This window comes from Chlorobium sp., from assembly GCF_021740465.1.
Lineage (GTDB): Bacteria > Bacteroidota > Chlorobiia > Chlorobiales > Chlorobiaceae > Chlorobium.
Genome location: NZ_JAIOZR010000010.1, coordinates 1 through 25,745, shown reverse-complemented (window position 1 = coordinate 25,745; position 25,745 = coordinate 1). Strand labels below are relative to the sequence as shown.

Sequence of the window (25,745 nt, the reverse complement as noted above, 5' to 3'; positions counted from 1 at the left end):
CTATGAACAGAACTATTCATACGACCGCCATCGTCAGTCCCGGAGCCGTTCTGGGCGAAGGCGTTTCAGTAGGGCCATACAGCGTTATCGAGGATGATGTGTCCATCGGCAGGGGCACCACGATCGGTCCGCAGGTACATATCGCTTCAGGTACCCATATCGGCAGCGACTGCAGTATTCACACCGGAGCAGTGCTTGGCGGAGAACCTCAGGATCTGAAATTTTCCGGAGAAAAAACCGAGCTCTATATAGGCGACCGCACCGTCATCCGGGAATGCGTTACCCTGAATCGGGGCACAAAGGCGAGCGGTAAAACCGTCGTGGGTTCCGACAACCTGATTATGGCATATGTGCATGCCGGTCACGACTGTGTTATCGGCAGTCATGTGGTTATCGCCAATTCCGTGCAGTTCGGCGGCCATTGTGAAGTGGGCGACTACGCCGTTATCGGTGGACTGACCGGTGTCCACCAGTTTGTCAGGATTGGTCGCTACAGCATGGTTGGAGGCATCGCACGTGCCTCGCTCGATGTGCCTCCGTTTGTAATGGCCGGAGGGCACAGCTCGTTCCGCTATGAGGGGCTCAATGCAATAGGTCTTAAACGGCGTGGGTTTTCCGCCGAAACCATCACGCAGATCAGGGACGCTTACCGTATTATCTTCCAGTCAGGGCTGCTGCTTGCCAACGCGCTCGAAAAAGTGAAAGAGGAGTGCGCTCCCGAGCCGAAAGTGCTTGAAATTCTCGATTTTTTCACATCGGGTACACACGGCAGAAAATTCATCAGACCATTCAACAGTTAAACGGTGCAACCCTCAAGAGCCATGTCTCCCTGGGCAATCGGTATTGATCTCGGCGGTACCGCCGTAAAGGCGGCGATAGTCAGCCTGCAGGAGGGCATCGTTCTGGACCGGGCGGTTCCGACCGATACCGCATCGGGACCTGAAGGTATTGTCGCACAGCTTTCCGATCTCATCGCAGCACTTCATGCGGAAGCTCCGGCTGGTCTTTTTCGTCACGACTTCTCGGGAATCGGGCTCGGGGCGCCGGGAGCCGTCGATATTGAAAAAGGCACGCTGAGCTATCCGCCCAATTTGCCCGGATGGACAACCTTCGGTCTTCGCGGTGCTCTTGAGCGCGCCCTGCAGGAACGGCTTGGGGTTGCAGTGCCGGTGTTCATCGAAAACGACGCCAATGCTGCGGCTTACGGTGAAGCGGTTTACGGCGCAGGAAGGGGCTTCCGGGATTTTCTTATGGTGACGCTGGGTACCGGAGTGGGAGGGGGCATCGTGTTGAACCGGAAACTCTATCGTGGACCCAGCGGTACCGCCGGCGAGATCGGATTCATGATTGTCGATTTTGAAGGTTCCTCCATCCATGCAGGTATACGAGGCACCATTGAAGGGATGATCGGCAAAGAGCGCATCGTCGAGTACGCCTGTCGGCTGATCCGTGAAAATCCGGCAGATGGTTCGGCTCTTTCCGAGCTTTGCAGCCATGATTTCTCAGCGCTCTCTCCCCGCCATATCGAGCGGGCGGCAAAGGAGGGCGATCGCATTTCCCTTGCGGTGTGGGACCGGGTCGGTTCCATTCTCGGTGTGGGTTTTGCCAGTATTACCGCGCTCATGGATATCAGGAAATTCGTTATCGGAGGGGGCATTTCGGCGGCGGGCAACCTGATTTTCGAGCCAGCTTACCGGCAGTTCATCTGTTCTACTCTTCCTTCGATGCATGAAGGGGTCGAGCTGGTTCCTGCAGAGCTCGGTAACAGGGCGGGGATGTACGGCGCGGCGGCGTTGTGTTTTGTGTGAACCATCAATCGTTTTATGAACGGGCGGTTTTTTCACTTTCTGTTTCCCGAGGTCTGTATTGTCTGCGGAAAACTGCTGATGCCTTCAGAGTACGGCTGCTGCAGCGTCTGCCGGAACAGCTTCGACGCTTTCAGCGACTGCGCTGTGGCAGGGTACACCCTCATGCACTCTATCGAGTCGCATTTCAAGGGAAAATGCTCGTTCGAGAGGGCTTACTGCCGGTATGTTTTTCACCGTCACGGACCGTTGCAGAAAGCGTTGCATGCCATGAAATATGAGGGCATGTACAATCTCGGAGTGGCTTTCGGCAGAGAGCTGGGAGCCTGGCTCATCGATGCCGTGCCGCCGGAGAGCATCGACTGTCTTGTGCCGGTTCCGCTGCACCGGCTGAAGCATGTGGAGCGATCCTTCAACCAGGCAGAGAAAATCGCGCTCGGCATGGCGGAAACCTTTCAGAAACCTGTTCGCACTGACCTGCTTCTCAGAGGTCGTTTTACCGTTTCCCAGACAGGTCTGCAGGTAACAGCCAGAAAGCGGAACCTCGACGGGGCTTTTCAGACGCCGCTTCCCGATATGCCCGGTCGTGTTCTGCTGGTCGATGACGTAGTTACAACCGGAGCAACCGTTGTTGCTGCTGCCGAAGCGCTGAAACGGGGAGGAGCCGCAAGCGTTTCGGTTGCGGCGCTTGCACTTTCTGCAAAAGAATAGGTCAGTTATGGAACTCTTTTACGCTTCTTCCGGCCAGATCGACCGGGCCGCAAGACGCATCAGGCTCGACGGCGAAGAATTTCATCACCTGTCGAGGGTACTGCGCAAAAAAAAAGGCGAACGGATCAGTGTTACCGACGGATGCGGGCTTCATCTCGATGTGTGCATAACCGATGTCGGCAAAGCTGCTCTTGAAGGCGACATCATTGCAATGCGTCAGGTTGTGCCCCGCTCGAGTGCCGTTACGATTGCGATTTCGCTCCTCAAGGCTCCGCAACGATTCGAGTTTTTTCTTGAAAAGGCTACGGAGCTTGGCGTTTCGGCGGTGATCCCCATGATTACGGCCCGGACGGTTGCCCAGCCGCCGTCTGAGCGAATCGCAAAAAGACTGGTACGGTGGCGCTCCATCATGCTTTCCGCCGCACGTCAGTCCGGAAGATACTATCTTCCCGTTATCAGAGAACCGCTCCCGTTCCGGAACGTTACCGGACTTCAGGGTTACGATTGCCGGCTGATACCCTATGAACTTTCTGTGCAATCGGCCGAAGGTGCAGGCTTCTGCGGAGGAAAAACGCTTTTTCTGATAGGCGGCGAAGGGGGTTTTACTCCCGAGGAGGTAGAGCTGGCACGCAAATCCGGCTTTACGGAGATCTCTTTCGGGCTCTCGATACTCAGGGCGGAAACCGCCGGTATTTTTGCAGTCTCGCTTGTCAGGGCCCGCCTTCTTGAACAGGGCGTCGAGGAGTGGCTTTAAAGCCGGCAGGGGACTCCCGAACCGGTAACCAACAATCGTGAAACCATGAATACATCTATAGCCAGCCGGACGGTTCTTCTTGTGATCGTTTTTGTGATATCGGCGTTATTCTTTGCCATGATCCGCTATTTCCTCATGGCTATTTTTCTGGCAGCTATCTTTTCCGCTCTGTTCATGCCCCTCTACAGTCGGATTGAGCGTCTTTTCCGGGGGCACAGGAGCCTTAGCTCCGCTCTTACCATGTTTCTGCTTTTCATCATGGTTTTTCTTCCGCTTACGGCACTCACCGGAGCCGTCGCCGTTCAGGCCTTCAATATAAGCAGTTCGGCAGTTCCCTGGATTCAGCAGCAGCTGCAGCTTCAGGAGCCTTCGGCCTATAACAACATGCTGCAATCCTTTTCCTACTACCGTGAAATCGAGCTCTACCGCGAGGAAATTCTTCAGAAAGCAGCTGAACTTGCCGGAAAGGCCGGGGCTTTTCTTTTCAACAGCCTTTCTTCGATGACGGTTTCCGCGGTCAACGACCTCTTTCTCATGTTCGTTTTTCTCTATACCATGTTCTTTTTTCTCAAGGACGGCCGCTCGCTGCTCGACAAGATCATGTACTACACGCCGCTTGCCGAAGTTGACCAGCACCGTCTTCTCGACCGCTTTCTTTCGGTCACGAGGGCGACCATCAAGGGTACCATGGTCGTCGGTCTGATTCAGGGCTCTCTTGCCGGTTTCGCCTTGCACCTTGCCGGTATCCCGAGTGCGCTCTTCTGGGGTACCATCATGACGGTTCTGTCGGTGGTACCCCTGATAGGCCCCCCGCTCGTCTGGTTTCCCGCGGTTATCTATCTGGCAGCCACAGGCCAATACGCCGAGGCAACGGGAGTTTTCCTTTTCTGCAGCATTATCGTCAGCCAGCTCGACAACATTCTCCGGCCCATCCTTATCGGTCGCGATACCCGCATGCATGAACTGCTCATCTTTTTCAGCACGCTTGGCGGTCTGGGCCTTTTCGGTATTTTCGGTTTCATCGTAGGCCCCATCATAGCGGCTTTGTTCATCACCGTATGGGAGATGTACGGTGAAGCGTTCAGCGAATATCTTCACGAGGTGAAAGGGAAAAATCCGCTGGATTCCGGGTCTTCGCGGAACACATAATCAAAGCGCTAAATCAGAGAAAGCCTTTCTGCCCATTTTTTTTCTCGTACTCCTGACGGCGCTTCCGCCTTCAGGCTGCAGTTCAGTACCTGCTTTTTCGGGGTTCGTTGCCGGAAACCACGGCATCACGGGAGTGATTACCGATCTCCGGTGGCAGGGTCGTGATCTGCGACTCATGGTGGCGGAGCGTTCCTGAGAGCTATCCGGTTCTATTAAAGCAGGCTTGCTCGTCGATTCCCGGCGACCACCATACGCATGAGCGGCAAACGCAGGCCGGGTTCGGCGGCAGCTGTTTTCGGTCTGAAATCGGGCGACAGGGTAAGCGTCCGGTTCCGCGGGACGGTCATGGAGTCATATCCGGTACAGGAAACTGCATGCACGATCGTTGTTGACGGGGCATGAAAAAGAGCGGCCTTTTGGACCGCTTTTTTCGTTTTCGTGATCCTGGCGGAGATTCAGTTTACCCTGACAACCTCTTCTGCAGAAAAGAAGAACCCGGCTTCAATTGCGGCATTTTCCGCGGAGTCAGAGCCGTGGATGATGTTTTCACCCTTGCTGTCGGCATAGAGCTGGCGGATGGTACCTGCATCGGCCTGTGCAGGATCGGTTGCTCCGATCAGGGTACGGAAATCGGTGACGGCATTCTCCTTTTCAAGGATCATCGGTACGCAGGGCCCTGAAGACATGAAGTCCACCAGTTCGCCATAGAACGGGCGCTCGCGGTGTACGGCATAGAATTCGCCTGCAGTTTCCTGGGTGAGCCTGGTTTTTTTCATGGCTACAACGCGGAAACCGGCGCGTTCGATTTTATCGATAACGGCGCCGATGAGCTGTTTGCGGACACAGTCCGGCTTGAGAATGGTCAGTGTTCTTTCCATTGTGACAATCTGAATTAGTATTATCGTAAAGTAAATATCGTGCGAAGATACATAAACCCCACGGATAATTGAAATATCGCTGACTGAAACTTAGAAAGGATATGGGCGGTTCATCCATAGAATAGCGTATACTGTTGTTTCCCCAACTGTTATCCCCAGAACCGGAGGGTCCTCGTTATGCCAAGATTACGGTCGGCTGTTTTAGTGATTATCGTCTCTTTCTGTTCCATGCTGATGTTGCCGGGTTGTTCGTCCGAGGATGAAACGGACGGCGCCCCCCAGGAGCTTTACCGTAAAGCCGCTAAGCTTTCCCGACAGGGGGAGTATGAACGGGCGATCGCCCTCTACAACAAGGTGTTGTCCGCAGACACTCTTGGCGGACTATCGAAGCGGCCGGTTCTTGAAATGAACCGGAAACGGTATCTGGAAGGTCTTACCGGCAATTATTCGGCTGCCCTGCATACGGCAGGGTTTCTTGAAAAGCATGCGGGGGTACTGCTTCCCGATTCTCTTCGCGCCGGGATGCTGGCCGAAAAAGCCATGTGGCTTTCCGAGCTTGGCGATTTCCGTGGTGCTGCTGCAGCGCTTGCGGAAATTCCCTCTCCATCCGAAGATCAGCGTTTCGAGTTAGCGGCTCTCGAACTCCGTATCGGAGAGGTCGGGAAAGCCGAAACGATTTACAACCGGTATGCCGGCCAGGAGCGTGATCCGGTTTCAAGAATGAGAGGGGTTGCCGGTCTCATGCAGTGCCGCATGCTGGATTCCGATCTGAAGGCTGCCGATGAATTTGCCATGAACATCGCGACCATATCCGGAGATGTGCTCGCTCTTGAAGGCGACCTGGAAAGAAGAATTCATGCCTTGCGTGAATCTTCCCGGAGCCTTCAGCTGCTTCCGAAGCATCAGAGGAACGCGAGTTATCTCCTGTTCCGTGCGCTCATCCTTGCCGAGAAGACGCGTGATCCCTACCTCATCCAGCAGCTCCGATACGAGTCCAATGCGGTGATTGTCCGAAAACCAGCGCCCTTCCGTGAAACAGGTGATTTTTTCGGCATGAAGGATATGCAGTTTGCCAAAGCGGCGGCCCTGCTAAGGCTTGCATTGGGCAACGGTGAGTTGAATTCTTCCGAACAGATCGACGCGCTCCGCAGGGGATTGCTGCTTTATCAAAACTATCTCCCTCGATATTCCGGAACGGAGATGCTGCAGCTTGCCGATACTGCGCGGCGTCGGCTTACGGGTCTGCTTGTCAGAGAAGCGAGAATTTTCGAACTTTTTGACGCCCTGCAGCAGTCCGAGATGCTTGAACTTCAGAGGACGCTTCAGAATGGTTCCGGCTATTTCAGACTCGGCAAGGAACATGCGGCCCTTGAACGACAGGTGAACATCCTCCGGCGCGACATTTCCGGTCTTCTGCAGCGTAAAGCCGATATTTTTCTCAAAGCGAGAGGCTACGAGATGAACCGAGCCTCCGAAGCGGCTCTTCAGTCCAAACGCGGAAGAATGATAGAGCTGCTCGAAGAGGTGAAAAAAATCGACCCTGCAGCCGCTTCTGTCTTGCAGATGAAGCCGGTAACGCTCCAGACGCTGCAGCGGTCGCTCAAAAGAGGCCAGCTCGTGGTACAGCCGGTTTCCGCCGACTCCTTTTATGCCGTCATGACCATCAGTACCCGCGAGTTCGGCATTGTCGGAAAGCCTGTTCCGTTCGATTCCCTTTACGATCCGGCATCGGGTCTCCATCGTCTTGTCAGGGATTTTGCCATGCAGGGAGTTTCGGAGGTCGAAACATTTCGCCAGCAGTCCGATCCGCAATGGTTTATCCGGGTGGTAGCGGAACCACTTAACGCCATGGCGGGCGGATACGACCATATTCTGGTCGCCGCCGATCCTGCATTACCGCTGCATATGCTCGGCGCAGGCGATAAAAAAATATCCATGATCGCTTCTTTCAGGGAAATCGTACATGCCGCTCACCATTTCGGAGTAAAAACAGGGGGAGGTCCGATTAGGTTTTATCCGGCAGAGCGGATCAAGATGGCACAGCTGCGCATGCTTTTTCATCCCCATGAGAGGGTTTTTCTGCTCTGGAAACCTTTGGGCAAAGAGTCCGAATCCCTTATGCGCAGCTCTCTTGAACAGGGGACAGACAGCAAGCGTAGTCCGGCTGAGGCGCTTTATCGGCTTTCAGGCTCCTTGAAAGGTTCCGAAACCGGGAAATGGATTTTCGTTTCCGCATATGGATCCAGGTAACCCGTTCCGGTTTTGGATGATGTTATCTTAATCGCTCGTGAGGTTTTCATATGGAACTAAACGGTTGGTTTTGGCATACTCACAGGTATTTTCGTACATTTAATCTTCCATTTTTATAAATCCCCCTTCAATGCAACGACAAACTTCATGGAAGAGAGTGGGTTGAGTAATTTATCGCTTGAGCAGCTCGCTGCTGAACTGCAGAAGGCAAGGGTTCGAAGAAATCTGTCGATTGACGATGTCAGTCGGCATACCGGTATCAATCCGGTCTATATCGGGCATATCGAGGCGGGGAATTTCACCTTCATGCCAGGGGTCTATGTACTGGCTTATATCAAGGAATATGCCGGAATGCTCGAAATCGGCAATCCGGAGACGTTCGAGCGATGCAGGGAAGCGTTGCTTGGTCGTATCGCTCCGCAGCGTGTTTCGGCGGATTCTCCCGTAGCCCGCAACTGGAGCGACGATCACCCGCTTGATTCGGCTTTTTCCTACGAGCCCTTTTTCCGGAAGCTTGTTTCGCCGAAAGGTCTTCTGGTTTTGACAGGGGCTGTTGTTTTTCTGGCAATAGTTGTTTTCACAGTAAGGATGTTATTTTTTAGTGCCCCATCTTCTGAGCAACCTTTTTCAGGCCAGCCCGATGCCTTGATCGATGCCGATACCGCAGCTGTTGCCGAGAGGGTTATCGATTCGGAATTTCTTCCAGTGCTGGTCGCCGTTTCCGACTCTGCCGCATCGGAATCTTCGTCGGCAAAGTCGAAAGATAAAGTCCGCGAAGCCCTTATCGCAAAAGAGATCTTGCATCTGGCCGATTCCGCAAAAGCTGAAAAACCGCGTCCTGCAGGAGGCAGGCAGCTTGAAGTACGTATTATCACTGACGAGACCTGGGTAAAGGTCATTGCCGATGACAGTGCCAGGGTCTATGCCGGTGGACAGTTCAAAAAAGGGGATGTGCTCCGCTATGAGGCACAGAACAAGTTCTGGGTGAATATCGGTCGTCCCTCATATGTCGAGCTGTTTCTTGACGGGAAAAAAATGCCCCCACTTTCCGAAAGAACTGTTATTTACCGGTAGTTCCCGATCGGTTTCCCCTTTGTTTCCAGGCTGTCGTCATGAAAGCAGTCCGGCAATGTTTTTGTTCGTTTCTCTAAATAGGACAAAAAATAACCTATTTAGAGGGAATTAATAGATTTGTTTGATCATTCGTTATTGCATTATATATGAAAACAACATAAACAGATGCTGCCATAGTTACCGGGATGTGGAAATTTGAAAACAGGGTAGTTCTTGTAAGCGGAGCTGCAGGAAATCTTGGGAAAGCCGTCGCTTCAGCTTTTTATGAGGCAGGCGCCGATCTTGCTCTTTCTGATCTGCACACGGAAAGTATTTCATCAGCTTTTGCGGACTCGTCGAGGGTAATGGTGCTCGAATGTGATCTGACGCAACCGGATTCTGCCGAAACTATGGTTCGCACCGTGCTCGACAGGTTCGGCCGCATCGACGCAGTGACCGCGCTGACCGGAGGATTTTCCATGGGAGGCCCGCTGCACGAAACCTCCGTCGATGAATGGGAGTTCATGATGAAGCTCAATGCCGCAACGCTTTTCAATATCGCTCACGCCGTGTTGCCCCATATGCGCCAGAGGAGAGGGGGGCGTATCGTTACCGTGGGTGCGAGAGCTGCGATTTCAGGCAGAGCCCGGATGGCCTCTTATACGGCATCGAAAGCCGCGGTTATGCGTATGACCGAAAGCATGTCCGAAGAGAACAAGCTTTTCGGCATCAACGTGAACTGTGTTCTGCCGAGCATCATCGATACGCCGCTGAACCGCAGGGATATGCCTGATGCCGATTTTACGACGTGGGTATCTCCCGCAGCTCTTGCCGACGTGATCTTGTTTCTTGCTTCTGATGCCTCGCGTGCCATCCATGGGGCTTCGATTCCTGTATATGGCTTATGCTGAAACGGTTATAAAACAAATCATTCCGTCATGAAAATATACGACAGCATCCTGCAGACAGTCGGAGGGACTCCTCTGGTAAGGCTCCAGAGGCTTGCCGAAGGGTGCCGGGCCGATGTGCTCCTGAAAATCGAATCGTTCAACCCTCTGTCGAGCGTGAAGGACAGGATTGCGGTGGCCATGATCGAAGATGCCGAGAAATCCGGCAGAATCGGACCTGGCACGACAATTATCGAGCCCACCAGCGGCAATACCGGCATCGGGCTCGCTTTTGCCTGTGCGGCAAAAGGTTACCGTCTCATGCTGATCATGCCCGATACCATGAGTATGGAACGGCGAAGGCTTATGCAGATTCTCGGTGCGGAACTGGTGCTGACCGAAGGCTCGGGCGGTATGAAGCTTGCCATTTCCGAGGCGGAGCGCCTTGCTGCTTCGATTCCCGGCAGCCTTATACTGCAGCAGTTCCAGAATCCTTCGAACCCTGCGGTTCACCGGGCAACCACCGCGGTTGAAATCTGGGAGGATACCGACGGCATGGTTGATGTATTCGTTGCCGGCGTTGGGACAGGAGGTACGATAACGGGTGTCGGGGAGGTGCTCAGGAAGCACAAGCCCGATGTCAGGATCATCGCCGTCGAGCCGTCCGATTCTCCAGTGCTTTCAGGAGGTCAGCCGGGCCCGCACAAAATTCAGGGAATAGGGGCAGGGTTCGTGCCGGCAATACTGAACATGGATATCATCGACGAAATTGTTACCGTCAGCAATCAGGATGCGGGAGAAACGGCCAGAAAGCTTGCCCGCCAGGAGGGCATTCTCTGCGGCATATCTTCCGGTGCGGCACTCTATGCCGCGCTTGGGGTGGCCCGCAGGGAAGAAATGGCAGGAAAAACACTTGTCGTGCTTCTTCCTGACAGTGGGGAACGCTATCTTTCAACCTGGCTTTTCGAAGACCTGCCGTGAGGAATTTTAATTAACAAGGACCCCTGAAGTACTGAAGCCGCCATGAAGGTTTATTTTGATCATAACGCAACCACTCCGCTGCACCCGGAAGTGAAGAAGGAGATGGCCGAAGCGATGGAGATGTTCGGCAATCCCTCGAGCATGCATGCCTGGGGCCGCGAGGCCAGGGCCAACGTAGAGGATGCCCGGAAGCGGGTTGCAGGTTTCATAGGTGCCGGTGATGATGAAATCGTTTTTGTAGGCAGCGGTTCCGAAGCCAATAATACCGTACTCTCTCTTTTCATCTGCGCAACAAACCAGTGCATTCCGGGGACGAAGATGCGCAGCACCATCATCACCACGAAAATCGAGCACCCCTGCGTACTTGAAACCTCGGAATGTCTTGCGCACCGTGGGGCCAGGGTCAGGTATCTCGACGTAGACCGCTACGGCAAGATCGATCTCGATCAGCTTGAGGGCATGCTTGGCGACGATGTAGGGCTCGTGTCGGTCATGATGGCCAACAACGAGATCGGTACCTTCCAGGATATCGAAACCATATCGAAAATGACCCGCGGTTGCGGAGCCCTGATGCATACTGATGCCGTTCAGGCGGTAGGCAAGGTGCCTGTGGACGTGAATGCGCTCGGGGTAGACTTTCTCACCATCTCGGGGCATAAGATCTACGGGCCAAAAGGCGTGGGTGCACTCTATGTGAGAAAAGGCACACCCTATTGCCCATTTATCCGTGGAGGCCATCAGGAGCGTGGCCGGAGAGCGGGTACGGAAAATACGCTCGGTATTCTCGGCCTCGGAAAAGCCGTTGAAATGCGGCAGCTTGAAATGGCCGGTGAAAAAGAACGTCTCGGCGCATTGAAAGCCGTACTCAAGCAGGGTATCGAAGAGCGTATCGACGACATTTATTTCAACGGGCATCCGACCGACTCTCTCAGCGGTACCCTGAACGTATCGTTTCCCGGAGCCGAAGGAGAGGCTATCCTGCTTTATCTCGATCTTGAAGGCATCGCTGTATCGACCGGCTCGGCCTGCGCATCGGGCTCTCTGGATCCGTCGCATGTGCTGCTCGCAACCGGCGTCGACGCCGAGCGTGCGCACGGTTCGATCCGTATCAGCCTCGGGAGGGAAAGCACCATGCAGGAGGTCGAATATGTGCTCGACGTCCTGCCGAGAACCATTAAACGAATAAGAGACATGTCAACGGCATACATTAAAGGAGGAACACATGCTGCAAGCAGGTGAGTGGGCATATACCGAAAAACTGAAGGAACACTTCATGAGCCCGAAAAATATCATGCAGGGTGAAAATACAGACGAATTCGACGGTGTCGGCATGGAAGGAAACCTTCAGTGCGGCGATCAGATGATGGTGGTTATCAAGGTTGACAAGGAGAGTGAGGTCATTACCGACTGCCAGTGGAAGACCTATGGCTGCGCAAGCGCCATCGCCAGCACCTCGATTCTTTCCGAAATGGTCAAGGGCATGACGCTCGACCAGGCCTTTCACATCTCGCCCAAGGAGGTTGCCAAAGAGCTTGGCGGGCTGCCGGAAAACAAGATTCACTGTTCGGTGCTCGGTGACAAGGCTTTAAGGGCTGCCATCAACGACTACTACGTCCGCAACGGCATGGAAGACAAGGTAAAACAGGAGCAGGTTAAGACCATATGCCAGTGCATGAACATCACCGATCATGATATCGAGGATGCCGTGCTCGAGGGTGCCAGAACCTATTTCGAACTGCAGGAGCGCACAAAGCTCGGAACGGTCTGCGGACAGTGCAAGCCGGAAGCCGAAGCGCTGCTCGAGAAGTTCAAGCATATCCATTTCGGAGCCTGAACACGTCAGGTTTCCGTTTCCGCAGCAATCCGACTGCGGCAGGCAGTGGAATGCCGTCCATAACGGGGACCGGAAAAACGGGCCCCGTTTTAGTTGCATGCCGTCTCCGGAGGGTCCGATTCAGTGCAAAAGGGTTACTGTTTTGAAGAGAGATCGTCGAAAATTCCATATTCACACCTTTGGGTGCCAGATGAATCAGGCGGACAGCGGCATCATCGCGACGCTGCTGCAAAACGAGGGGTACGAACCCGCCACATCCGAAGATGAGGCGGGAATCATCCTCCTCAACACCTGTGCAGTCAGGGAGAACGCCGTCGAGCGCATCGGGCACTATCTCCAGCATGTGAAGGGTTTCAAGCGGAAGCATCCGGAGCTGATAGTCGGCCTTGCAGGCTGCATAGCGCAGTATCGCCGCGAAGCGCTCTTCGGCGATTTTCCGGTACTTGATTTTCTTGCCGGTCCTGACAACTACCGGGACATCGCGTCGCTGGTTGCCGAAGCCTCCGGAGGGTGCAGGGTATCGCGGCTCGATTTCGATGCCACCGAGACCTACGAGGGGATCCTGCAGTCGAGGGTTGAGCCGCTGACGTCATTCGTGCCGGTCATGCGCGGCTGCAACAACATGTGCGCGTTCTGTGTGGTGCCCTTTACCAGGGGGCGCGAACGCAGTCATCCATTCGGTTCGGTGCTCCGCGAAGTGCGCGAGCTCGGCCTCGGGGGGTGCCGCGAGATAACGCTGCTCGGCCAGAACGTCAACTCATATTGCGACCCTCAGTCCGGTGCTGATTTCCCTCAACTGCTCGAAGCCGTCTGCCGCGAAGCTCCCGGAGTGCGCATACGATTTACCACATCCCATCCGAAGGATATGTCGCCGTCGCTTGTGGACGCTATGGCCTCACAGCCCGATATCTGCCAGCATCTGCATTTGCCCGTGCAGTCCGGTTCATCCCGCATGCTCGAGCGGATGAACCGGGGTCACGGCATCCTGTCGTACCTCGAAAAGATCAGGCTTATCCGCCAGAGGATTCCCGGCATAGCGATCTCCACCGATCTTATCGCCGGCTTCTGCGGTGAAAGCGAGAGCGATCACCGTCAGACGCTCGAACTGATGCGCGAGGTTCGTTTCGATTCGGCCTTCATGTTCCACTACTCACCGAGGCCGGGAACCCTGGCCGCCCGTACCATGCCGGACGATGTTTCCGAAGAGGACAAGAAAAGGCGTTTGCAGGAGATCATCGATCTCCAGAACACCATATCAGGAGAGCTGCTCCGGGAGGCGGTCGGTACGGTTGTCGAAGTTCTGGCCGAATCCGAAAGTCGCCGCTCCGCAGCACAGCTCATGGGCCGTACCTCGACCAACCGGGTGGTGGTGTTCGACCGGGGCTCCTTTCAACCCGGAGATCTTGTCAGGGTGCTCATAACCGGCTCGACATCGGCCACTCTCAGCGGGAAAACCGTCTGAGAATCCTGAAACACGCGAAAAACCTTATCTGCATTCAGGAGTTTTTTTATCTTTACTGCGATTCGTAAATTTAAATTTTAATGCAGGTATCATTTAACGCAGAAACAGCATGTCAGTTGCCGTACAACGACTTGGATTTACCGATAAACTCAGAGCCCATCTCGAACTGCTCGATCCTGTAACCTGGATCAGTGTTTTTCCCTGTCTCGCCGGCGGAGTCATGGCTTCAGGAGCCATGCAGTCAACTCCCCACGACTATCTGCTTCTTGCCTCGATCTTTCTGCTTTACGGCCCGCTTGGTACCGGTTTCAGCCAGTCTGTCAACGACTATTTCGATCTCGAGCTCGACCGTGTCAACGAGCCGACACGCCCGATTCCATCCGGTCGCCTGAGTGTGAAGGAGGCCCTCTGGAACAGTATTTTCGTGCTCCTGCTGGCTATTGGTCTCGGCGTCTTTCTCGGCATTCATATCGGGGGCGTGCGGGGAACGGTTATCATTGTCTCGATTCTGACAGCACTTCTTGTTGCCTATATCTATTCGGCTCCGCCGCTAAAACTCAAGAAAAACATCATCACCTCCGCACCGGCGGTGGGATTTTCATACAGCTTTGTCACCTTTCTGTCGGCCAACGCCCTGTTCAGCGAAATCCGGCCTGAAGTGATCTGGCTTGCCGGCCTGAACTTTTTCATGGCGATCGCCCTGATCATTCTCAACGATTTCAAGTCCGTCGAAGGCGACAAGGAGGGGGGCCTGAAATCGCTGGCGGTCATGATCGGTTCCCGGAACACCTTTCTGGTATCCTTCACCATTATCGACATGGTATTCGCCGTGCTTGCCGTGCTCGCCTGGAACTGGGGATTCACCGTGGCGGTCGTGCTGGTGCTGATCGGCCTTATCCTCAACATCACGATCCAGATACAGCTGCTGCGCGACCCGAAAAGCAGCATATCCTTCATGAAAGGCACCGTCGAGGACGGATTCGGCAACGCCATCGGGAAAAGCGAAGTACAGGAACACAACGCCTTTCTTCGCTACCAGGTCGCCAACAATATTCTTTTTCTCCTGAACAACCTGATTGTCGCAGGCATGATCGGAGCGAAATACATGTAGGGTTCCATTCGCCAAAAAATTTTTTTCTCTGAAAGCTGAAGGGTCGTTGCCGTTACCATAACCTTTAATCATTCATGTGCCATGGTCATGCTTCAGGCTACCTTTTTTTCGCTTCCCCCTGTCTGGCATAATGCCCTCGTTACCCTTTTTACCTTCGTCTATGTGTTCAGCGTTCCGCCGCTCATGGACTATCTGGTAACCAACCACGGGCTGCCTCGGGACATCAGCCGGAAAATAACCCATATCTGTGCGGGTTCGGCGATCGTCTTTCTCCCTCTCTTTATTGACGGCGACTGGTCGCAGTACCTGAACATCACGGTTTTTGCGGTCTGGACCATTCTGCTCATCCAGAAAGGGCTCTTTGCCGCCGATGACGATCAGGCGGTAAAAACCATGACCCGTACCGGCGATAAACGGGAGCTGCTCAAAGGCACGCTCTACTTCGTGCTTGTAGCCATGCTGTGCGGCACCCTTTACTACAAGACCTTCGAAGGAGTGCTCGCCATGGCGGTGCTCGGCTGGGGCGACGGTCTGGCTCCGATAATCGGCACCCGCCTGGGAAAAATGAAATACCGGATTCTCAGCGACAAGAGCGTCGAGGGAAGTCTGGCATTTCTGCTTGGAAGCGCGCTCGCCGGTCTGTTTTTCGTCTGGCTGATCGTTCCCGAAGCTTTCGATGCACAAAAAATTCTGCTTATCGCCCTTATCGCAACCGTGGTAGAGGGAGTGAGCCCCAAAGAGGTCGACAACCTCACTATTCCGGCAGCGGTCATTCTTGCTGCGCAGTTCCTCTGATTCATGACGCTTAAGGGCAGCGACAGAGAGGGCATCTACTTTATCAGCGATCTGCATTTCGGTCTGCAGGGCCGTGAGGAAGAGATGCTGAAATATGAAAAACTCGAACGGCTTTTCGCCCTCGTCAAGGCGGACGGCCGTTCGCTCTATATGCTCGGCGATATTTTCGATTACTGGATGGAGTTTCGCCATGTCATTCCCAAAGAGTTCAGCCGCCATATCTGTCTCATCAGCGACCTGGTACGGAGCGGTATCGAGGTCACCTATGTGGCGGGCAACCACGATTTCCATCTCGGGACCTTTTTCGAGAGTGAACTCGGCCTGAAAACCATGTATGGCCTCAACAGCTTCGAATACGCCGGCCGGGCATTCCTTTTTGCGCACGGCGACGGCCTGGGCGAAGGGGACCTCGGCTACAAGCTTTTCGCGCGTTTCGTGAGAAACCGCTTCAATCTCGGCCTGCTGACGGCATTTCACGCCGATCTGGCAATCGCGCTGATGAAGCGGCTGTCGTATCTCAGCCGCCACCACAAACCGGTCGATATTCCGAAGGAATCGAACCGGTTGTTAAATTTTGCCGAATCCATAGCCGCAGACCGGGAATTTGATTATTTTGTCTGCGGACATAACCACTCGCAAGGGGTCTATCCGCTCCGGGATGGAGCAAGCCGGTATATCAACCTCGGTACCTGGATAGACGGCAGCTACCCTTACGGCGTGTTTATGCACGACTCGTTTCACCTGAAGGAACTTTAACCTCAATTACAACCGTCCACTTCCGATATGAGTAATCCCGTACTGAAGCTTGGTTTGCCGAAAGGCAGTCTGCAGGATTCGACCCTTGATCTTTTCGCTCACGCAGGCTTTCATTTTTCCGTTCAGAGCCGCTCTTATTTCCCATCCATAGATGACGACGAGCTCGAAGCGATTCTGATTCGCGCCCAGGAAATGGCGCACTATGTGGAACTCGGAGCTTTCGATGTAGGCCTGACCGGCAAGGACTGGATCATCGAGACCGACGCCGAAGTTGTGGAGGTTGCCGACCTGGTCTACTCCAAAGCCTCGATGCGCCCCGTCCGCTGGGTGCTTGCCGTTCCCGAGAGCTCGTCTATCCATTCGGTAAAGGATCTCGAAGGGAAGCATATAGCGACGGAAGTCGTCAACATCACGAAAAAATATCTGGCAAAGCACGGAGTCAGCGCATCGGTGGAGTTCAGTTGGGGCGCTACCGAAGTGAAGCCTCCCGATCTTGCCGACGCCATCGTCGAGGTAACCGAAACCGGTTCGTCTCTCAGGGCTAACAAGCTCAGGATTGTCGATACCATCCTCGAGTCCAACACCAAACTCATCGCCAACAAGGCATCCTGGAACGATCCGTGGAAACGGGAAAAGATCGAGAGCATGGCCATGCTGCTCGAGGGAGCCATTAACGCCCAGGGAAAGGTTGGATTGAAGATGAACGCCCCGAAGAGTTCGCTCGACGCCGTTCTCTCCATTATCCCGGCACTACGCCAGCCGACCGTTTCGCATCTTGCCGATGAGGGTTGGGTAGCGCTCGAGGTGATCGTTACCGAAAAAACCGTCCGCAAGCTCATTCCCGAGCTGAAGCGCGCCGGAGCCGAAGGCATTGTCGAGTACGATATCAACAAGCTGATCGACTGAAGCGGTTTTTCCCGCTTTTATTGAAATCAAAGGGCTGCCTTTGCTGAAACGGCAGCCCTTTTTACGATCCATCATGCTGCTTCTCACCTATCAGGTCATCATACTCCTGTCGCTGCTGGTTTTTGCCGGTATTCTGCTTTTCAACCTCATCGAACTACAGAACCTGCCTGAATGCCCGCCCGATTCCGGAGAGCGGCCTTTTGTTTCCGTTCTGGTTCCGGCAAGAAACGAGGAGCACTCGATCGAGGCCTGTGTGCTGTCGCTGCTTGCCCAGGACTATCCCCGCTATGAAGTGGTTGTGCTCGACGACGGTTCCGAAGACCGGACGCTGGAGATTCTCCGGCGTCTTGAGGCCTCTTCAGATGCGCGGCTCCGCATTATAGAGGGCGAACCGCTTCCCGAAGGATGGCACGGCAAGGCGTGGGCCTGCCGCCAGCTCGGCGATTTCGGCGGCGGCGAGCTTCTGCTTTTCACCGATGCCGATACCCGGCACAAACCGGGATCGCTCAGCCGCTCGGTTGCCGCCCTGCATGCCTCTGGAGCCGGCATGCTCACCCTCACCCCGTATCAGGAGATGGTCGGGTTTCTCGAAAAACTGGTAATTCCGCTGGTCTACTTCATTCTCATGTGCTATCTGCCTCTCCGTTTCGTTCGGACATCGCCAAATAGCGTCTTCTGTTCGGCCATAGGCCAGTTCATGCTTTTCCGGCGTGAGACCTACCTGAGCATCGGAGGGCACCGGGCAGTGAAAACGGCTATCGTAGAGGACGTCTGGCTCTGCAGGGCGGTGAAAAAAGCCGGAGGCCGGGTCGCCGTTTTCAACGGCGTCGATGCTCTGGGCTGCAGGATGTACCGCTCGCAAGGTGAAATCATCCGGGGTTTTTCGAAAAACCTTTTTGCCGGACTCGGCTACCGTTCCACGCTGCTGTTCGGCCTCGTCGTTCTGACTCTGGTTTTTCACGTGCTCCCTTACGGCTTCCTTTCGGCGGCGCTGCTCGAGGGCGACTTCGGCCCCGCCCGTTTTCTCCTGCCTCTTCTGCAGATTGCGCTGGCTATGCTCTGCAGGGTGCTCATCGCCGTGAGGTTCCGCCAGCCGGCGGGCTTTGCGTTTCTGCATGCGCTCTCCCAGCTGGTTCTGGTCGCCATCGCATTGAACTCCTTTGCGATCACCCGGTTCGGAAAAGGAGCGCAATGGAAGGGGAGGTATTATAAATTTGTGAGCAGTGAGCAGTGAGCAGTGAGCAGTGAGCAGTGAGCAGTGAGCAGTGAGCAGTGAGCCGTGGGCGGTGGGTGGTGGGTGGTGTGCAGGTAGCTGGCTCGGATCTTGCGAGTCTTTTTTCTCCCTTTGCCCGATCTTCGGGGAAGGTTATAATTTTTTCTTAAATTGAACTACTATACGCATCTCATATTTCAAACAGGATTTAACAATCATGGGGTTCTTATCAAAAGTATTCGGTAAAAAAGAGGTTGAGCTGAAACTTCCGAAAGTGCAGGAGGATGTCAATCTCATCAAGACCATGGAAGGCCACCAGGACAGGGTGCTCGGAGTCAAATTCAGCGCCGACGGCAAGCGGCTGGTCAGCGGCGGCTTCGATGAACTGGTCATGCTCTGGGACGTGGCGAGCGGGAGGCCGCTGCATACCATGAAAGGTCACGAAACATGGGTGGAGTGTGTCGATTACAGCCGTGATGGCAGACGGCTGGCCAGCGGAAGCACCGACAGCACCGTCAGATTATGGGACCCCGAGAGCGGAAACTGTGTTCATGTATGCAAAGGGCACGACACGGCCGTGCGCATGGTCGCTTTCAGCCCCGACAGCAGGGTGCTTGCAAGCTGTTCAAGAGATACAACCATCCGCCTCTGGGATGTGGAAACCGGAAAGGAAACCGGGCAGCTTCTCGGACATAAATCATATATAGAATGCCTCGCATGGAGCCATGACGGCAAAAGGATCGCAAGCTGTGGTGAAGAGCCGGTCATTAAAATCTGGGATGTCGAGTCCGGAAAAAACGTCGCCAACTACCAGACCGGCGATACTCTTTCGCACGCCGTCGTCTTCAGCCCTGACGACACTCGTATTGCCTTCTGCGGACGCGACGCGAAGGTGAAGATTCTCGATGCGGCCACGGGCCAAACTCTCAAGGTGCTCGTCGGCCACGAAGACGGTGTCCGCAGCGTCTGCTTCAATCCCGATGGATCGGCGGTAGCCAGCGCTGCCAACGACGAGTCGGTCAGGCTGTGGGACGTAAAAAGCGGCGCACTGCTGCACACTTACAGGGGTCACACCCACGAGGTGCAGTCGGTCGATATCTCACCCGACGGCAGAGTTATCGCCAGCGGCAGCGACGACTTCAAGATCAAGCTCTGGGGCATCAAATAAAGCTCCGGCTCACTGTTCCAGCCCATTCATGATGCCGGAGATGCCCTCCGGCATTTTTTTTCAGCTTCCTGTGTTTATTCCGTTGCCCGGATGTCCTTTTCAGAGGAACTTTCCGATCATGTCGCCCAATCCTTTCACTCCTCCGAGATTGTCTGCAAGGTCATCGAGCAGCGACCCTTCGGGGCTGGCCTTGTCGACCATTTCGGGCAGCGCGTCGGCTATCGCACCTTTGGCACTCTCTTCCGACAGACCGAGTTGTGCGGCGAACTCCTTGAGTTTGTCCTGCCCCACAATACCTCCGACCGCATCGGGCGAAACCGGTTTGTTCGATCCTTTTGCGAGCCATGACGAGGCGATATCCCCGAGACCTCCTGCCTGCATGCCCGAGAGCAGGGCTCCGAAGTCGGGTTTTCCGCTTTTGCCTCCCAGAAGCGATCCCAGGGCAGCCGTGAGTTTGTCGAGCGGTATGCCTGTCGTGTTCTTGTCGCTGTTGCCCTGGATGACCGATGCTCCAAGCTGAATCAGTGAGGTGATGTTCATAGGTTTTTGCTGATTAACGGTTTTGCGGCCATTCCACGTTCACCATGACATGCGGGTTTTGTTATAAACAGGAAAATGTTCTTGTCGGGTGGCCCGATAATCGGCCTATCTGACGATGATCGGTGCGGAAAAACTGTATCCTGAGCCATGGGAGGTTTTTATGGGTATGTAGTGTTCGGTGTTTCCTTTTTTTCGCCGCATGCGATGTACCAGCGCATCGAGTGAGCGGTTGCCTGACGCGGTGTTTTCGTAATCGAGGGCTTTCAGAAGCTCCTCGCGATCAACCACCTTCAAGGGGCAGGATGAGAGCTTTTCAACAAAATCGAATTCCTTTGCCGTCAGAATTATTTTATCCCCATCCGGCGTAAAGAGAGCCCACTCCTTCCTTGACAGCTCCCAGGGCCTTATTTCCCGGTTGGATTCGTATTCTGTCTTTTCCTCTTGCTGCTCACCGGAGTGGGAGTTGCTGAGGCGCCCCAGGATACTGGTGATCGAAGCGAGCAATTCAGGGAAATCAACCGGTTTCGTCAGGTAGAGATCCGCTCCGGATTCATAAGCGACTATCTTGCTTTTCTGGGATGACTGCGCAGTAAGCATGATAATGCGCATGTCGGTATTTTTGCGGACGTATTCGGCAAGCACAAGGCCATCCTGGTCGGGCAGTGCTATATCGAGAATCACCAGGAGAAAACGATCCTGGGCGATTTTCTGATAGAATTCCAGGGCTGAAGCGGCCCCCGTGACATCAAACCCCGCAAGTACCAGGTACTCCATAATACTCTCACGGAAATCCCGGTCGTCTTCAACAATGATGATTTGCTTGTCCGACATTGCAACAGCATGAATTGTTATGGATGTAACCTGCCTCCAATATACGTTTTACCCGGTGATGTCGAGAGGCTGGTCAATAGTTTCCTGCTCGTTGCTGTCGAGCATGTTCCTGTCGGCATCATCGGCGACAGGCAGTCGCACGGTTGCCTCGACACCCGAGGGGAATCCTCTGAGCGTCACGTTTCCGTTATGTTGTTCGATAATTTTTTTCACAAGCCACAATCCGAGGCCGGCTCCACTGGTGTTCATGGAGTTTCTGCCGCGCTGGTACTTGTTGAAAAGGGTTTCGCATTCCTCCCTGGAAATCGATGTTCCCCGATTGCGTATAGTGATGATTACCTCGTCAGACTCTTTATGGCAATTCACCGCGATGGGAGTGTCCGGGGCAGAATATTTCCGGGCATTATCGACAAGGTTGTATATAGCCAGCTTGAGCTGCGATGGTTCACCGAATACCTTGCAGTCATCAAGGCGTTCGGAGAAACGGATGTCCAAATCCGGCCACATGTTCTTGAACGATGCTATCTGCGAGTAGATGAGCGGGGCGATCGCGATATGGTTTGTTTCCAGTGTTCCCCGGGTTTCGATCATGCGACTCTCACGCATGGAAACCTCCATGACCTCGACAAGGCGGTCGATGGCGCGGTGTATCTTGTTGATTTCCGTTTTGATCAGCCGGTTGCCGCTCTGGTTCTTCACCTCGATGAGGTCGAGATTTCCCCGTATAATTGCCAGTGGTGTGCGGTATTCGTGAGATACCATGCTTATGAACCGTTCCAGTCGTTCGATTTCGAGCTGCAATTGTCCGGTACGCTCGGCGACAGCCTTTTCAAGCTGGTTGATACTTTGCTGCTGAAGCTCCTGCAGGGTGACATCCGTCATCATGACGAGCAGGATCGAACGGTCCTTCAGATTGATGAATTCCGCTGAATAAAGGACGTTGAGCTGTTCTCCGTTTTTTTTCCGCAGTTGCACGGGCCGGTTGAAAAGCCGGCCATGGTTTTTGAGTACCGTGACGATCTGTTTCCACTCATCCAGATCCACATACAGGGAGTGGTCGGTGACAGGATGTTCAATGGCATCCTGGCGCGTGAACCCGAAAAGCTGCAGCCAGGCAACATTGACGTTGACCAAACGGCCATCCTGAAGGTCCCAGATTCCTATGGCTACAGGTGCATGGTCGAAAATGCTCCGGAATTTCGATTCACTTTCGGTAAGGGCGAGGTCCGTATTTTTTCGTTCCGTAATATCGATCACGGTGCCGATATAGCAGGATACCTCTTCGTCCTTCTCACGCAGTGGCATACCCCGGCACATGAGCCAGTGCGTAGAGCCATCTTTATGGCTCACCCTGTATTCAACATTGATTTCCGTTTCATTGAGTGCTGCATGCATGACAGTCTGGAACGTTACATCCCGGTCTTCAGGATGTACGTTGGTTTCACAGAGCTTGTGCGAAGACTTCATGCTGTCCTGCTCCATCCCGTACAGCAGCCAGACCCGGTCCGACCAGGAGACCTGATCGGACTTGACATTCCATTCCCAGATACCTGCGTTCGTGGCTTCCAGAGCCTGATTGAGACGTGTCTTGCTCTGACTGAGCGCCATTTCAATCTGTTTGCTTTCGGTAATATCGATAGCCATCCCGAGGTAACGGATGATCTTGCCGTTCACGTCACATCCCGGTTTGCCGCGCGACATCAACCAGTGTGTGGCGCCGTCGGAGTGCGTGACCCGATACTGGATATTGATTTCGTTGCAGTGCTCGGCGGCCTCGGTTACGCTGTTGGTGGCCATCTCCCGATCTTCGGGATGGATGGTGTTCGCCCAGAGCTGGAAGGATGGCTTGCCTTCGTTTTTTTGCAGTCCATAGAGCGCCCAGATTTCGTCGGACCATATATTCTCGTTGGTTTGCAGATCCCATTCCCAGACGCCGGCGCGGGCGGCTTCGAGTGCCTGGTTGAGCCGGCTCTTGCTTTCAAGGAGTTCGAGCTCTATCTGCTTGCGCTCCGTTATGTCGATGATGGTGCCGATATAGCGGATCAGCTTGCCTTCTTCGCTGTGCAGGGGCATGCTGCGTGATGTAAGCCAGTGGATGGATCCGTCGGTGTGGCGGACCCGGTATTCGACGGACGCCGGGTTCTGGTTTTTCACTGCCTCCTTTATGATCCATGCCGCCATCTCCCGGTCTTCGGGATGGATGGTATCGACACAGAGCTGATGGTTCAACGGCACACTGTCCACCTGCAAACCGTACAATCCCCATACCTGTTCCGACCAGCTCAGGCGGTCTGTTTCGATGTCCCATTCCCAGATTCCCGAGTGCGCGGCATCAAGGGCATAGTTGAAGCGCATCTTGCTCTCGACAAGATCCTCTTCAAGCTGTTTTTGCCTGCTGATATCAACGCCGACAGCAACGACACAGGGTTCGCCATCAATGATGACCCTTCTTCCTCTGGTAGCCAGCCATAATGGGCCAGGGCTTCCCGGTGGGCATATTTTCACTTCGCTGCTGTCCTCGGCGCCGGAGTGCAGAATGTTCAGAAACTTCTTTTTAACCGGAAAAATCTGATCGGCGCATATGGTCTCTATCGGATCGACGCTCTGTGTGATGTCGTCGGTTTTGCCGAAGATGATGTCGTGGGCGTACTGGTTCCACACCATCAGCTTTCCATCGGCGTTCAGAATGATGGCGCAGCCCGGCATGGCTTCAAGCAGGGCGGTTTTCAGTGCACGTTCTTTTTCCAGCTCCTCTTCAACCTGTTTTTGCCTGGAAATATTTTCGAGACTGATCAGTAATTTCGTGACGGTTTTTTCTTTTGACCTGAAGGGATTGATTGCCACTCTGAAAGAGTTCCTCTCATCTTCAAACGTCAGACGTTCTCCGGTATGAAAAACCTCGGTTGCCTTTTGCATGAAATGAGTCGCAAGTTCCGGAAAAGAGACCACATCAGAGAGCAGGTCGGAGATGTTTTCGCCGATGCACTCTTGCGGACTTCTGTCGAATTGAGCTGCAAACAGGGTGTTTGCGTGGAGTATCATTCCTTCCGCATCAATGATGAAAAAAGCATCGGGAAGGGATTCCAGCAATGCACCGATCTCGGTTTCGTTGTTGCCGGATGGAATGTTTTTCTTGTGCATTGCCCTGGATTACTATTGTTTTCAGTTCAGGATGCAGCCGGAGTCGTTACAGCCGCTCCTGATGCCTTTCCGTGAAAACAGAATGCTTTTCATGGAAAGGTTTTGATATTAGTAAGATTTTGTAAGAAAAATCTACGATTTTTTTATAAAAATCTGTAACAGGAAACCGGAGCTCCAATTCAGGATACCCGGAATCCGCAGGCCCCCTCACGAAGGTGCCATGGTTTGACGTGGGGGGGGCTATTGGATGTATAAGCCCTATGCCGACATGTATTTCATGCCGATCAGGCCGGCGGCGATAAACTGGTTGACGAGGAACAGGATGTTGTTGACCACCTGGAAGCGAAGGAAGGCGTTGTGCTCGTGTATTTCGCTTTTGCCGATCGTGTGCCCGAATCCGTCGTCTACGGCGATCTGCATGAAGGAAAGGCCTTTGTGGGGGTCACGGTAGAGTTGCACCTGGATGACGATATCGACAACGAGCGTTATCAGCAGGAAATACATCAGCAGATGAAAACCCCAGCTCCATGCGAGCCATGCGAATACGGCAAACACCAGATCGACGATGGTGAAGGCGACGAGGAACGTGTTTTTCGGCCCGATCATCACGGCCAGTGACTTCATGCCTCCTTTCGCATCGCCTTCCTGGGACTTGAAATCATTCATGATGATGAGTGCTGTGGCCATAAAGAAGTTGAGTCCGGCCATCCATAGCGCCTCTGGACGCAGTTCGCTGAAGAACGCGTTGGCCGAGATCCAGGTTATGACTCCATAGGAGATGTCGACCGCGGGTGCCGACAGAATAATATTCTTTTTCAGCTTGAGCGGGGGAGCCGAATAAATATAGCCGAGCGCCAGGCCGGTGAAGAGCGATAGAGAGATGATCAAGCCTCGCTGGCCGCCGATGTGCAGGCCGATCCACGACCCGAGAAGCACTGCGATGGCAAGAACGATACTCCAGTTCCAGAGAGCCTCCTGTTTGGTCAACCGTCCTGAAGGAATCGGTCTTGTGGGCTCGTTGATCCGGTCGAGTTCGAGATCGTAATAATCGTTTACTGACTGGCTGAAGCCCGTGCCGAGAGGCCCGTAGATGAGAAACAGCAAAAAGAGGAGCAGGTAATCGTGTGCATTCGACTGCATGGCTCCCGACGCCATGGCGCCTCCTGCCAGGCACGGGAAAACGCTGATCCAGGTGACGGGATCGAGAATTTCGATATGGGCCTTGACTTTGCCGATAAAGCGGACCGGTTTGGCCGTTATTGCCTTTGCTGTTGTTGTCATGACTGTTCTCACGAAATTCCGGGTAGTGTTATTGAAACATAGAATGGGCACCCAGTTCCTGACCTGCACATCCTTCTTTAAGTATCCGGGCATAAAAATCGGCTCCTCGCTATTTCAAGTGGGTAAGCCAAAATTAAGCTTCCCGCTGATCAGGTAGATCATATTGATGAGATTTTTGGTAGTGCGGTAACCCCGTGCCCGTGCTTTGGCCGCCTGGATGAGGCTATTGATTCCCTCAA

25 protein-coding genes are annotated in these 25,745 nt (G+C 54.0%); 19 read left to right on the top strand and 6 right to left on the bottom strand.

Going from position 1 to position 25,745, the window contains the following annotated elements; genetic code table 11:
- The first annotated feature begins 2 nt into the window (after window positions 1-2).
- The 6 genes from lpxA to K9G39_RS06115 all read left to right on the top strand — a co-directional run bounded on the left by lpxA (window position 3) and on the right by K9G39_RS06115 (window position 4,821).
- Complete coding sequence (lpxA, locus tag K9G39_RS06140) at window positions 3-800, top strand: acyl-ACP--UDP-N-acetylglucosamine O-acyltransferase (RefSeq protein ID WP_292004057.1); 798 nt, start codon at window positions 3-5, stop codon at window positions 798-800.
- A gap of 21 nt (window positions 801-821) precedes the next feature.
- Window positions 822-1,808, top strand: coding sequence for an ROK family protein (locus tag K9G39_RS06135; RefSeq protein WP_292004056.1), 987 nt, complete (start codon window positions 822-824; stop codon window positions 1,806-1,808).
- A 15-nt stretch (window positions 1,809-1,823) separates the two neighbouring features.
- Window positions 1,824-2,516 (top strand): ComF family protein, encoded by a 693-nt coding sequence (locus tag K9G39_RS06130; RefSeq protein ID WP_292004055.1) that lies wholly within the window; start codon window positions 1,824-1,826, stop codon window positions 2,514-2,516.
- A 7-nt stretch (window positions 2,517-2,523) separates the two neighbouring features.
- Window positions 2,524-3,270 (top strand): 16S rRNA (uracil(1498)-N(3))-methyltransferase, encoded by a 747-nt coding sequence (locus K9G39_RS06125; protein ID WP_292004054.1) that lies wholly within the window; start codon window positions 2,524-2,526, stop codon window positions 3,268-3,270.
- 45 nt (window positions 3,271-3,315) lie between these two features.
- Window positions 3,316-4,419: an AI-2E family transporter gene (locus K9G39_RS06120; RefSeq protein WP_292004053.1), complete on the top strand. Its 1,104-nt coding sequence runs from the start codon at window positions 3,316-3,318 to the stop codon at window positions 4,417-4,419.
- Window positions 4,420-4,674: 255 nt separating this feature from the next.
- Window positions 4,675-4,821 (top strand): hypothetical protein, encoded by a 147-nt coding sequence (locus K9G39_RS06115; RefSeq protein ID WP_292004052.1) that lies wholly within the window; start codon window positions 4,675-4,677, stop codon window positions 4,819-4,821.
- Window positions 4,822-4,874: 53 nt separating this feature from the next.
- On the opposite strand, the gene K9G39_RS06110 is transcribed toward K9G39_RS06115, so the two are convergent.
- Window positions 4,875-5,297, bottom strand: a complete 423-nt coding sequence (locus tag K9G39_RS06110; protein ID WP_292004051.1) for a nucleoside-diphosphate kinase — start codon at window positions 5,295-5,297, stop codon at window positions 4,875-4,877.
- 177 nt (window positions 5,298-5,474) lie between these two features.
- On the opposite strand from K9G39_RS06110, the gene K9G39_RS06105 reads away from it, so the two are divergent.
- The 13 genes from K9G39_RS06105 to K9G39_RS06045 all read left to right on the top strand — a co-directional run bounded on the left by K9G39_RS06105 (window position 5,475) and on the right by K9G39_RS06045 (window position 19,713).
- Entirely contained in the window at window positions 5,475-7,547 is a 2,073-nt protein-coding gene (locus K9G39_RS06105; RefSeq protein ID WP_292004050.1) for a hypothetical protein, read from the top strand.
- 162 nt (window positions 7,548-7,709) lie between these two features.
- On the top strand, window positions 7,710-8,621 hold the full coding sequence (locus K9G39_RS06100; protein WP_292004049.1) for a helix-turn-helix domain-containing protein: 912 nt from the start codon (window positions 7,710-7,712) through the stop codon (window positions 8,619-8,621).
- Between the two features lie 185 nt (window positions 8,622-8,806).
- A complete protein-coding gene (locus K9G39_RS06095) occupies window positions 8,807-9,511 on the top strand; it encodes an SDR family NAD(P)-dependent oxidoreductase (protein ID WP_292004048.1) in 705 nt (234 codons plus the stop codon).
- 27 nt (window positions 9,512-9,538) lie between these two features.
- On the top strand, window positions 9,539-10,468 hold the full coding sequence (cysK, locus tag K9G39_RS06090; protein ID WP_292004047.1) for a cysteine synthase A: 930 nt from the start codon (window positions 9,539-9,541) through the stop codon (window positions 10,466-10,468).
- Between the two features lie 42 nt (window positions 10,469-10,510).
- Window positions 10,511-11,707 (top strand): cysteine desulfurase family protein, encoded by a 1,197-nt coding sequence (locus K9G39_RS06085; protein WP_292004046.1) that lies wholly within the window; start codon window positions 10,511-10,513, stop codon window positions 11,705-11,707.
- Window positions 11,691-12,302 (top strand): iron-sulfur cluster assembly scaffold protein, encoded by a 612-nt coding sequence (locus K9G39_RS06080; RefSeq protein ID WP_292004045.1) that lies wholly within the window; start codon window positions 11,691-11,693, stop codon window positions 12,300-12,302. The genes K9G39_RS06085 and K9G39_RS06080 overlap by 17 nt, the downstream gene beginning before the upstream one ends.
- A 142-nt stretch (window positions 12,303-12,444) precedes the next feature.
- Window positions 12,445-13,764 (top strand): tRNA (N6-isopentenyl adenosine(37)-C2)-methylthiotransferase MiaB, encoded by a 1,320-nt coding sequence (gene miaB, locus K9G39_RS06075; RefSeq protein ID WP_292004044.1) that lies wholly within the window; start codon window positions 12,445-12,447, stop codon window positions 13,762-13,764.
- Between the two features lie 109 nt (window positions 13,765-13,873).
- The gene (gene bchG, locus K9G39_RS06070) at window positions 13,874-14,875 is read left to right on the top strand and encodes a (bacterio)chlorophyll synthase (RefSeq protein WP_292004043.1); all 1,002 of its coding nucleotides are present in this window, start codon (window positions 13,874-13,876) and stop codon (window positions 14,873-14,875) included.
- An 81-nt stretch (window positions 14,876-14,956) separates the two neighbouring features.
- Entirely contained in the window at window positions 14,957-15,670 is a 714-nt protein-coding gene (locus K9G39_RS06065; RefSeq protein ID WP_292004042.1) for a phosphatidate cytidylyltransferase, read from the top strand.
- A gap of 3 nt (window positions 15,671-15,673) precedes the next feature.
- A complete protein-coding gene (locus tag K9G39_RS06060) occupies window positions 15,674-16,426 on the top strand; it encodes a UDP-2,3-diacylglucosamine diphosphatase (RefSeq protein WP_292004041.1) in 753 nt (250 codons plus the stop codon).
- A gap of 27 nt (window positions 16,427-16,453) precedes the next feature.
- Window positions 16,454-17,332 carry an ATP phosphoribosyltransferase gene (gene hisG, locus K9G39_RS06055; protein WP_292004040.1) on the top strand — a complete coding sequence of 293 codons (879 nt, stop codon included), beginning with the start codon at window positions 16,454-16,456 and terminating at the stop codon, window positions 17,330-17,332.
- A gap of 73 nt (window positions 17,333-17,405) precedes the next feature.
- Window positions 17,406-18,566: a glycosyltransferase gene (locus tag K9G39_RS06050; protein WP_292004039.1), complete on the top strand. Its 1,161-nt coding sequence runs from the start codon at window positions 17,406-17,408 to the stop codon at window positions 18,564-18,566.
- 196 nt (window positions 18,567-18,762) lie between these two features.
- Entirely contained in the window at window positions 18,763-19,713 is a 951-nt protein-coding gene (locus K9G39_RS06045; RefSeq protein WP_292004038.1) for a WD40 repeat domain-containing protein, read from the top strand.
- Between the two features lie 99 nt (window positions 19,714-19,812).
- Here the strand turns inward: K9G39_RS06045 and K9G39_RS06040 are convergent, their stop codons facing one another.
- The 5 genes from K9G39_RS06040 to K9G39_RS06020 all read right to left on the bottom strand — a co-directional run.
- Window positions 19,813-20,253, bottom strand: a complete 441-nt coding sequence (locus K9G39_RS06040) for a YidB family protein (protein WP_292004037.1) — start codon at window positions 20,251-20,253, stop codon at window positions 19,813-19,815.
- A 105-nt stretch (window positions 20,254-20,358) separates the two neighbouring features.
- Window positions 20,359-21,084, bottom strand: a complete 726-nt coding sequence (locus K9G39_RS06035; RefSeq protein ID WP_292004036.1) for a response regulator transcription factor — start codon at window positions 21,082-21,084, stop codon at window positions 20,359-20,361.
- A gap of 48 nt (window positions 21,085-21,132) precedes the next feature.
- Window positions 21,133-24,225, bottom strand: a complete 3,093-nt coding sequence (locus tag K9G39_RS06030) for a PAS domain S-box protein (RefSeq protein ID WP_292004035.1) — start codon at window positions 24,223-24,225, stop codon at window positions 21,133-21,135.
- Window positions 24,226-24,483: 258 nt separating this feature from the next.
- Window positions 24,484-25,506, bottom strand: a complete 1,023-nt coding sequence (gene bchG / locus K9G39_RS06025) for a (bacterio)chlorophyll synthase (RefSeq protein ID WP_292004034.1) — start codon at window positions 25,504-25,506, stop codon at window positions 24,484-24,486.
- 114 nt (window positions 25,507-25,620) lie between these two features.
- Window positions 25,621-25,745, bottom strand: a 125-nt coding sequence (locus tag K9G39_RS06020; RefSeq protein ID WP_292001562.1) for a transposase, incomplete at its 5' end; no start/stop codon positions are given.

What these genes read in the sequence shown, in the direction of transcription:
- K9G39_RS06035 (WP_292004036.1), bottom strand. Translation starts at nt 21,084, where the DNA reads ATGTCGGACAAGCAAATCATCATTGTTGAAGACGACCGGGATTTCCGT.
- cysK (WP_292004047.1), top strand. Translation starts at nt 9,539, where the DNA reads ATGAAAATATACGACAGCATCCTGCAGACAGTCGGAGGGACTCCTCTG.
- K9G39_RS06080 (WP_292004045.1), top strand. Translation starts at nt 11,691, where the DNA reads ATGCTGCAAGCAGGTGAGTGGGCATATACCGAAAAACTGAAGGAACAC.
- K9G39_RS06130 (WP_292004055.1), top strand. Translation starts at nt 1,824, where the DNA reads ATGAACGGGCGGTTTTTTCACTTTCTGTTTCCCGAGGTCTGTATTGTC.
- bchG (WP_292004043.1), top strand. Translation starts at nt 13,874, where the DNA reads ATGTCAGTTGCCGTACAACGACTTGGATTTACCGATAAACTCAGAGCC.
- K9G39_RS06105 (WP_292004050.1), top strand. Translation starts at nt 5,475, where the DNA reads ATGCCAAGATTACGGTCGGCTGTTTTAGTGATTATCGTCTCTTTCTGT.
- K9G39_RS06085 (WP_292004046.1), top strand. Translation starts at nt 10,511, where the DNA reads ATGAAGGTTTATTTTGATCATAACGCAACCACTCCGCTGCACCCGGAA.
- K9G39_RS06045 (WP_292004038.1), top strand. Translation starts at nt 18,763, where the DNA reads ATGGGGTTCTTATCAAAAGTATTCGGTAAAAAAGAGGTTGAGCTGAAA.
- hisG (WP_292004040.1), top strand. Translation starts at nt 16,454, where the DNA reads ATGAGTAATCCCGTACTGAAGCTTGGTTTGCCGAAAGGCAGTCTGCAG.
- K9G39_RS06115 (WP_292004052.1), top strand. Translation starts at nt 4,675, where the DNA reads ATGAGCGGCAAACGCAGGCCGGGTTCGGCGGCAGCTGTTTTCGGTCTG.
- K9G39_RS06040 (WP_292004037.1), bottom strand. Translation starts at nt 20,253, where the DNA reads ATGAACATCACCTCACTGATTCAGCTTGGAGCATCGGTCATCCAGGGC.
- K9G39_RS06120 (WP_292004053.1), top strand. Translation starts at nt 3,316, where the DNA reads ATGAATACATCTATAGCCAGCCGGACGGTTCTTCTTGTGATCGTTTTT.
- bchG (WP_292004034.1), bottom strand. Translation starts at nt 25,506, where the DNA reads ATGACAACAACAGCAAAGGCAATAACGGCCAAACCGGTCCGCTTTATC.
- K9G39_RS06060 (WP_292004041.1), top strand. Translation starts at nt 15,674, where the DNA reads ATGACGCTTAAGGGCAGCGACAGAGAGGGCATCTACTTTATCAGCGAT.
- K9G39_RS06095 (WP_292004048.1), top strand. Translation starts at nt 8,807, where the DNA reads ATGTGGAAATTTGAAAACAGGGTAGTTCTTGTAAGCGGAGCTGCAGGA.
- K9G39_RS06125 (WP_292004054.1), top strand. Translation starts at nt 2,524, where the DNA reads ATGGAACTCTTTTACGCTTCTTCCGGCCAGATCGACCGGGCCGCAAGA.
- K9G39_RS06030 (WP_292004035.1), bottom strand. Translation starts at nt 24,225, where the DNA reads ATGCACAAGAAAAACATTCCATCCGGCAACAACGAAACCGAGATCGGT.
- lpxA (WP_292004057.1), top strand. Translation starts at nt 3, where the DNA reads ATGAACAGAACTATTCATACGACCGCCATCGTCAGTCCCGGAGCCGTT.
- K9G39_RS06135 (WP_292004056.1), top strand. Translation starts at nt 822, where the DNA reads ATGTCTCCCTGGGCAATCGGTATTGATCTCGGCGGTACCGCCGTAAAG.
- K9G39_RS06050 (WP_292004039.1), top strand. Translation starts at nt 17,406, where the DNA reads ATGCTGCTTCTCACCTATCAGGTCATCATACTCCTGTCGCTGCTGGTT.
- K9G39_RS06065 (WP_292004042.1), top strand. Translation starts at nt 14,957, where the DNA reads ATGGTCATGCTTCAGGCTACCTTTTTTTCGCTTCCCCCTGTCTGGCAT.
- K9G39_RS06110 (WP_292004051.1), bottom strand. Translation starts at nt 5,297, where the DNA reads ATGGAAAGAACACTGACCATTCTCAAGCCGGACTGTGTCCGCAAACAG.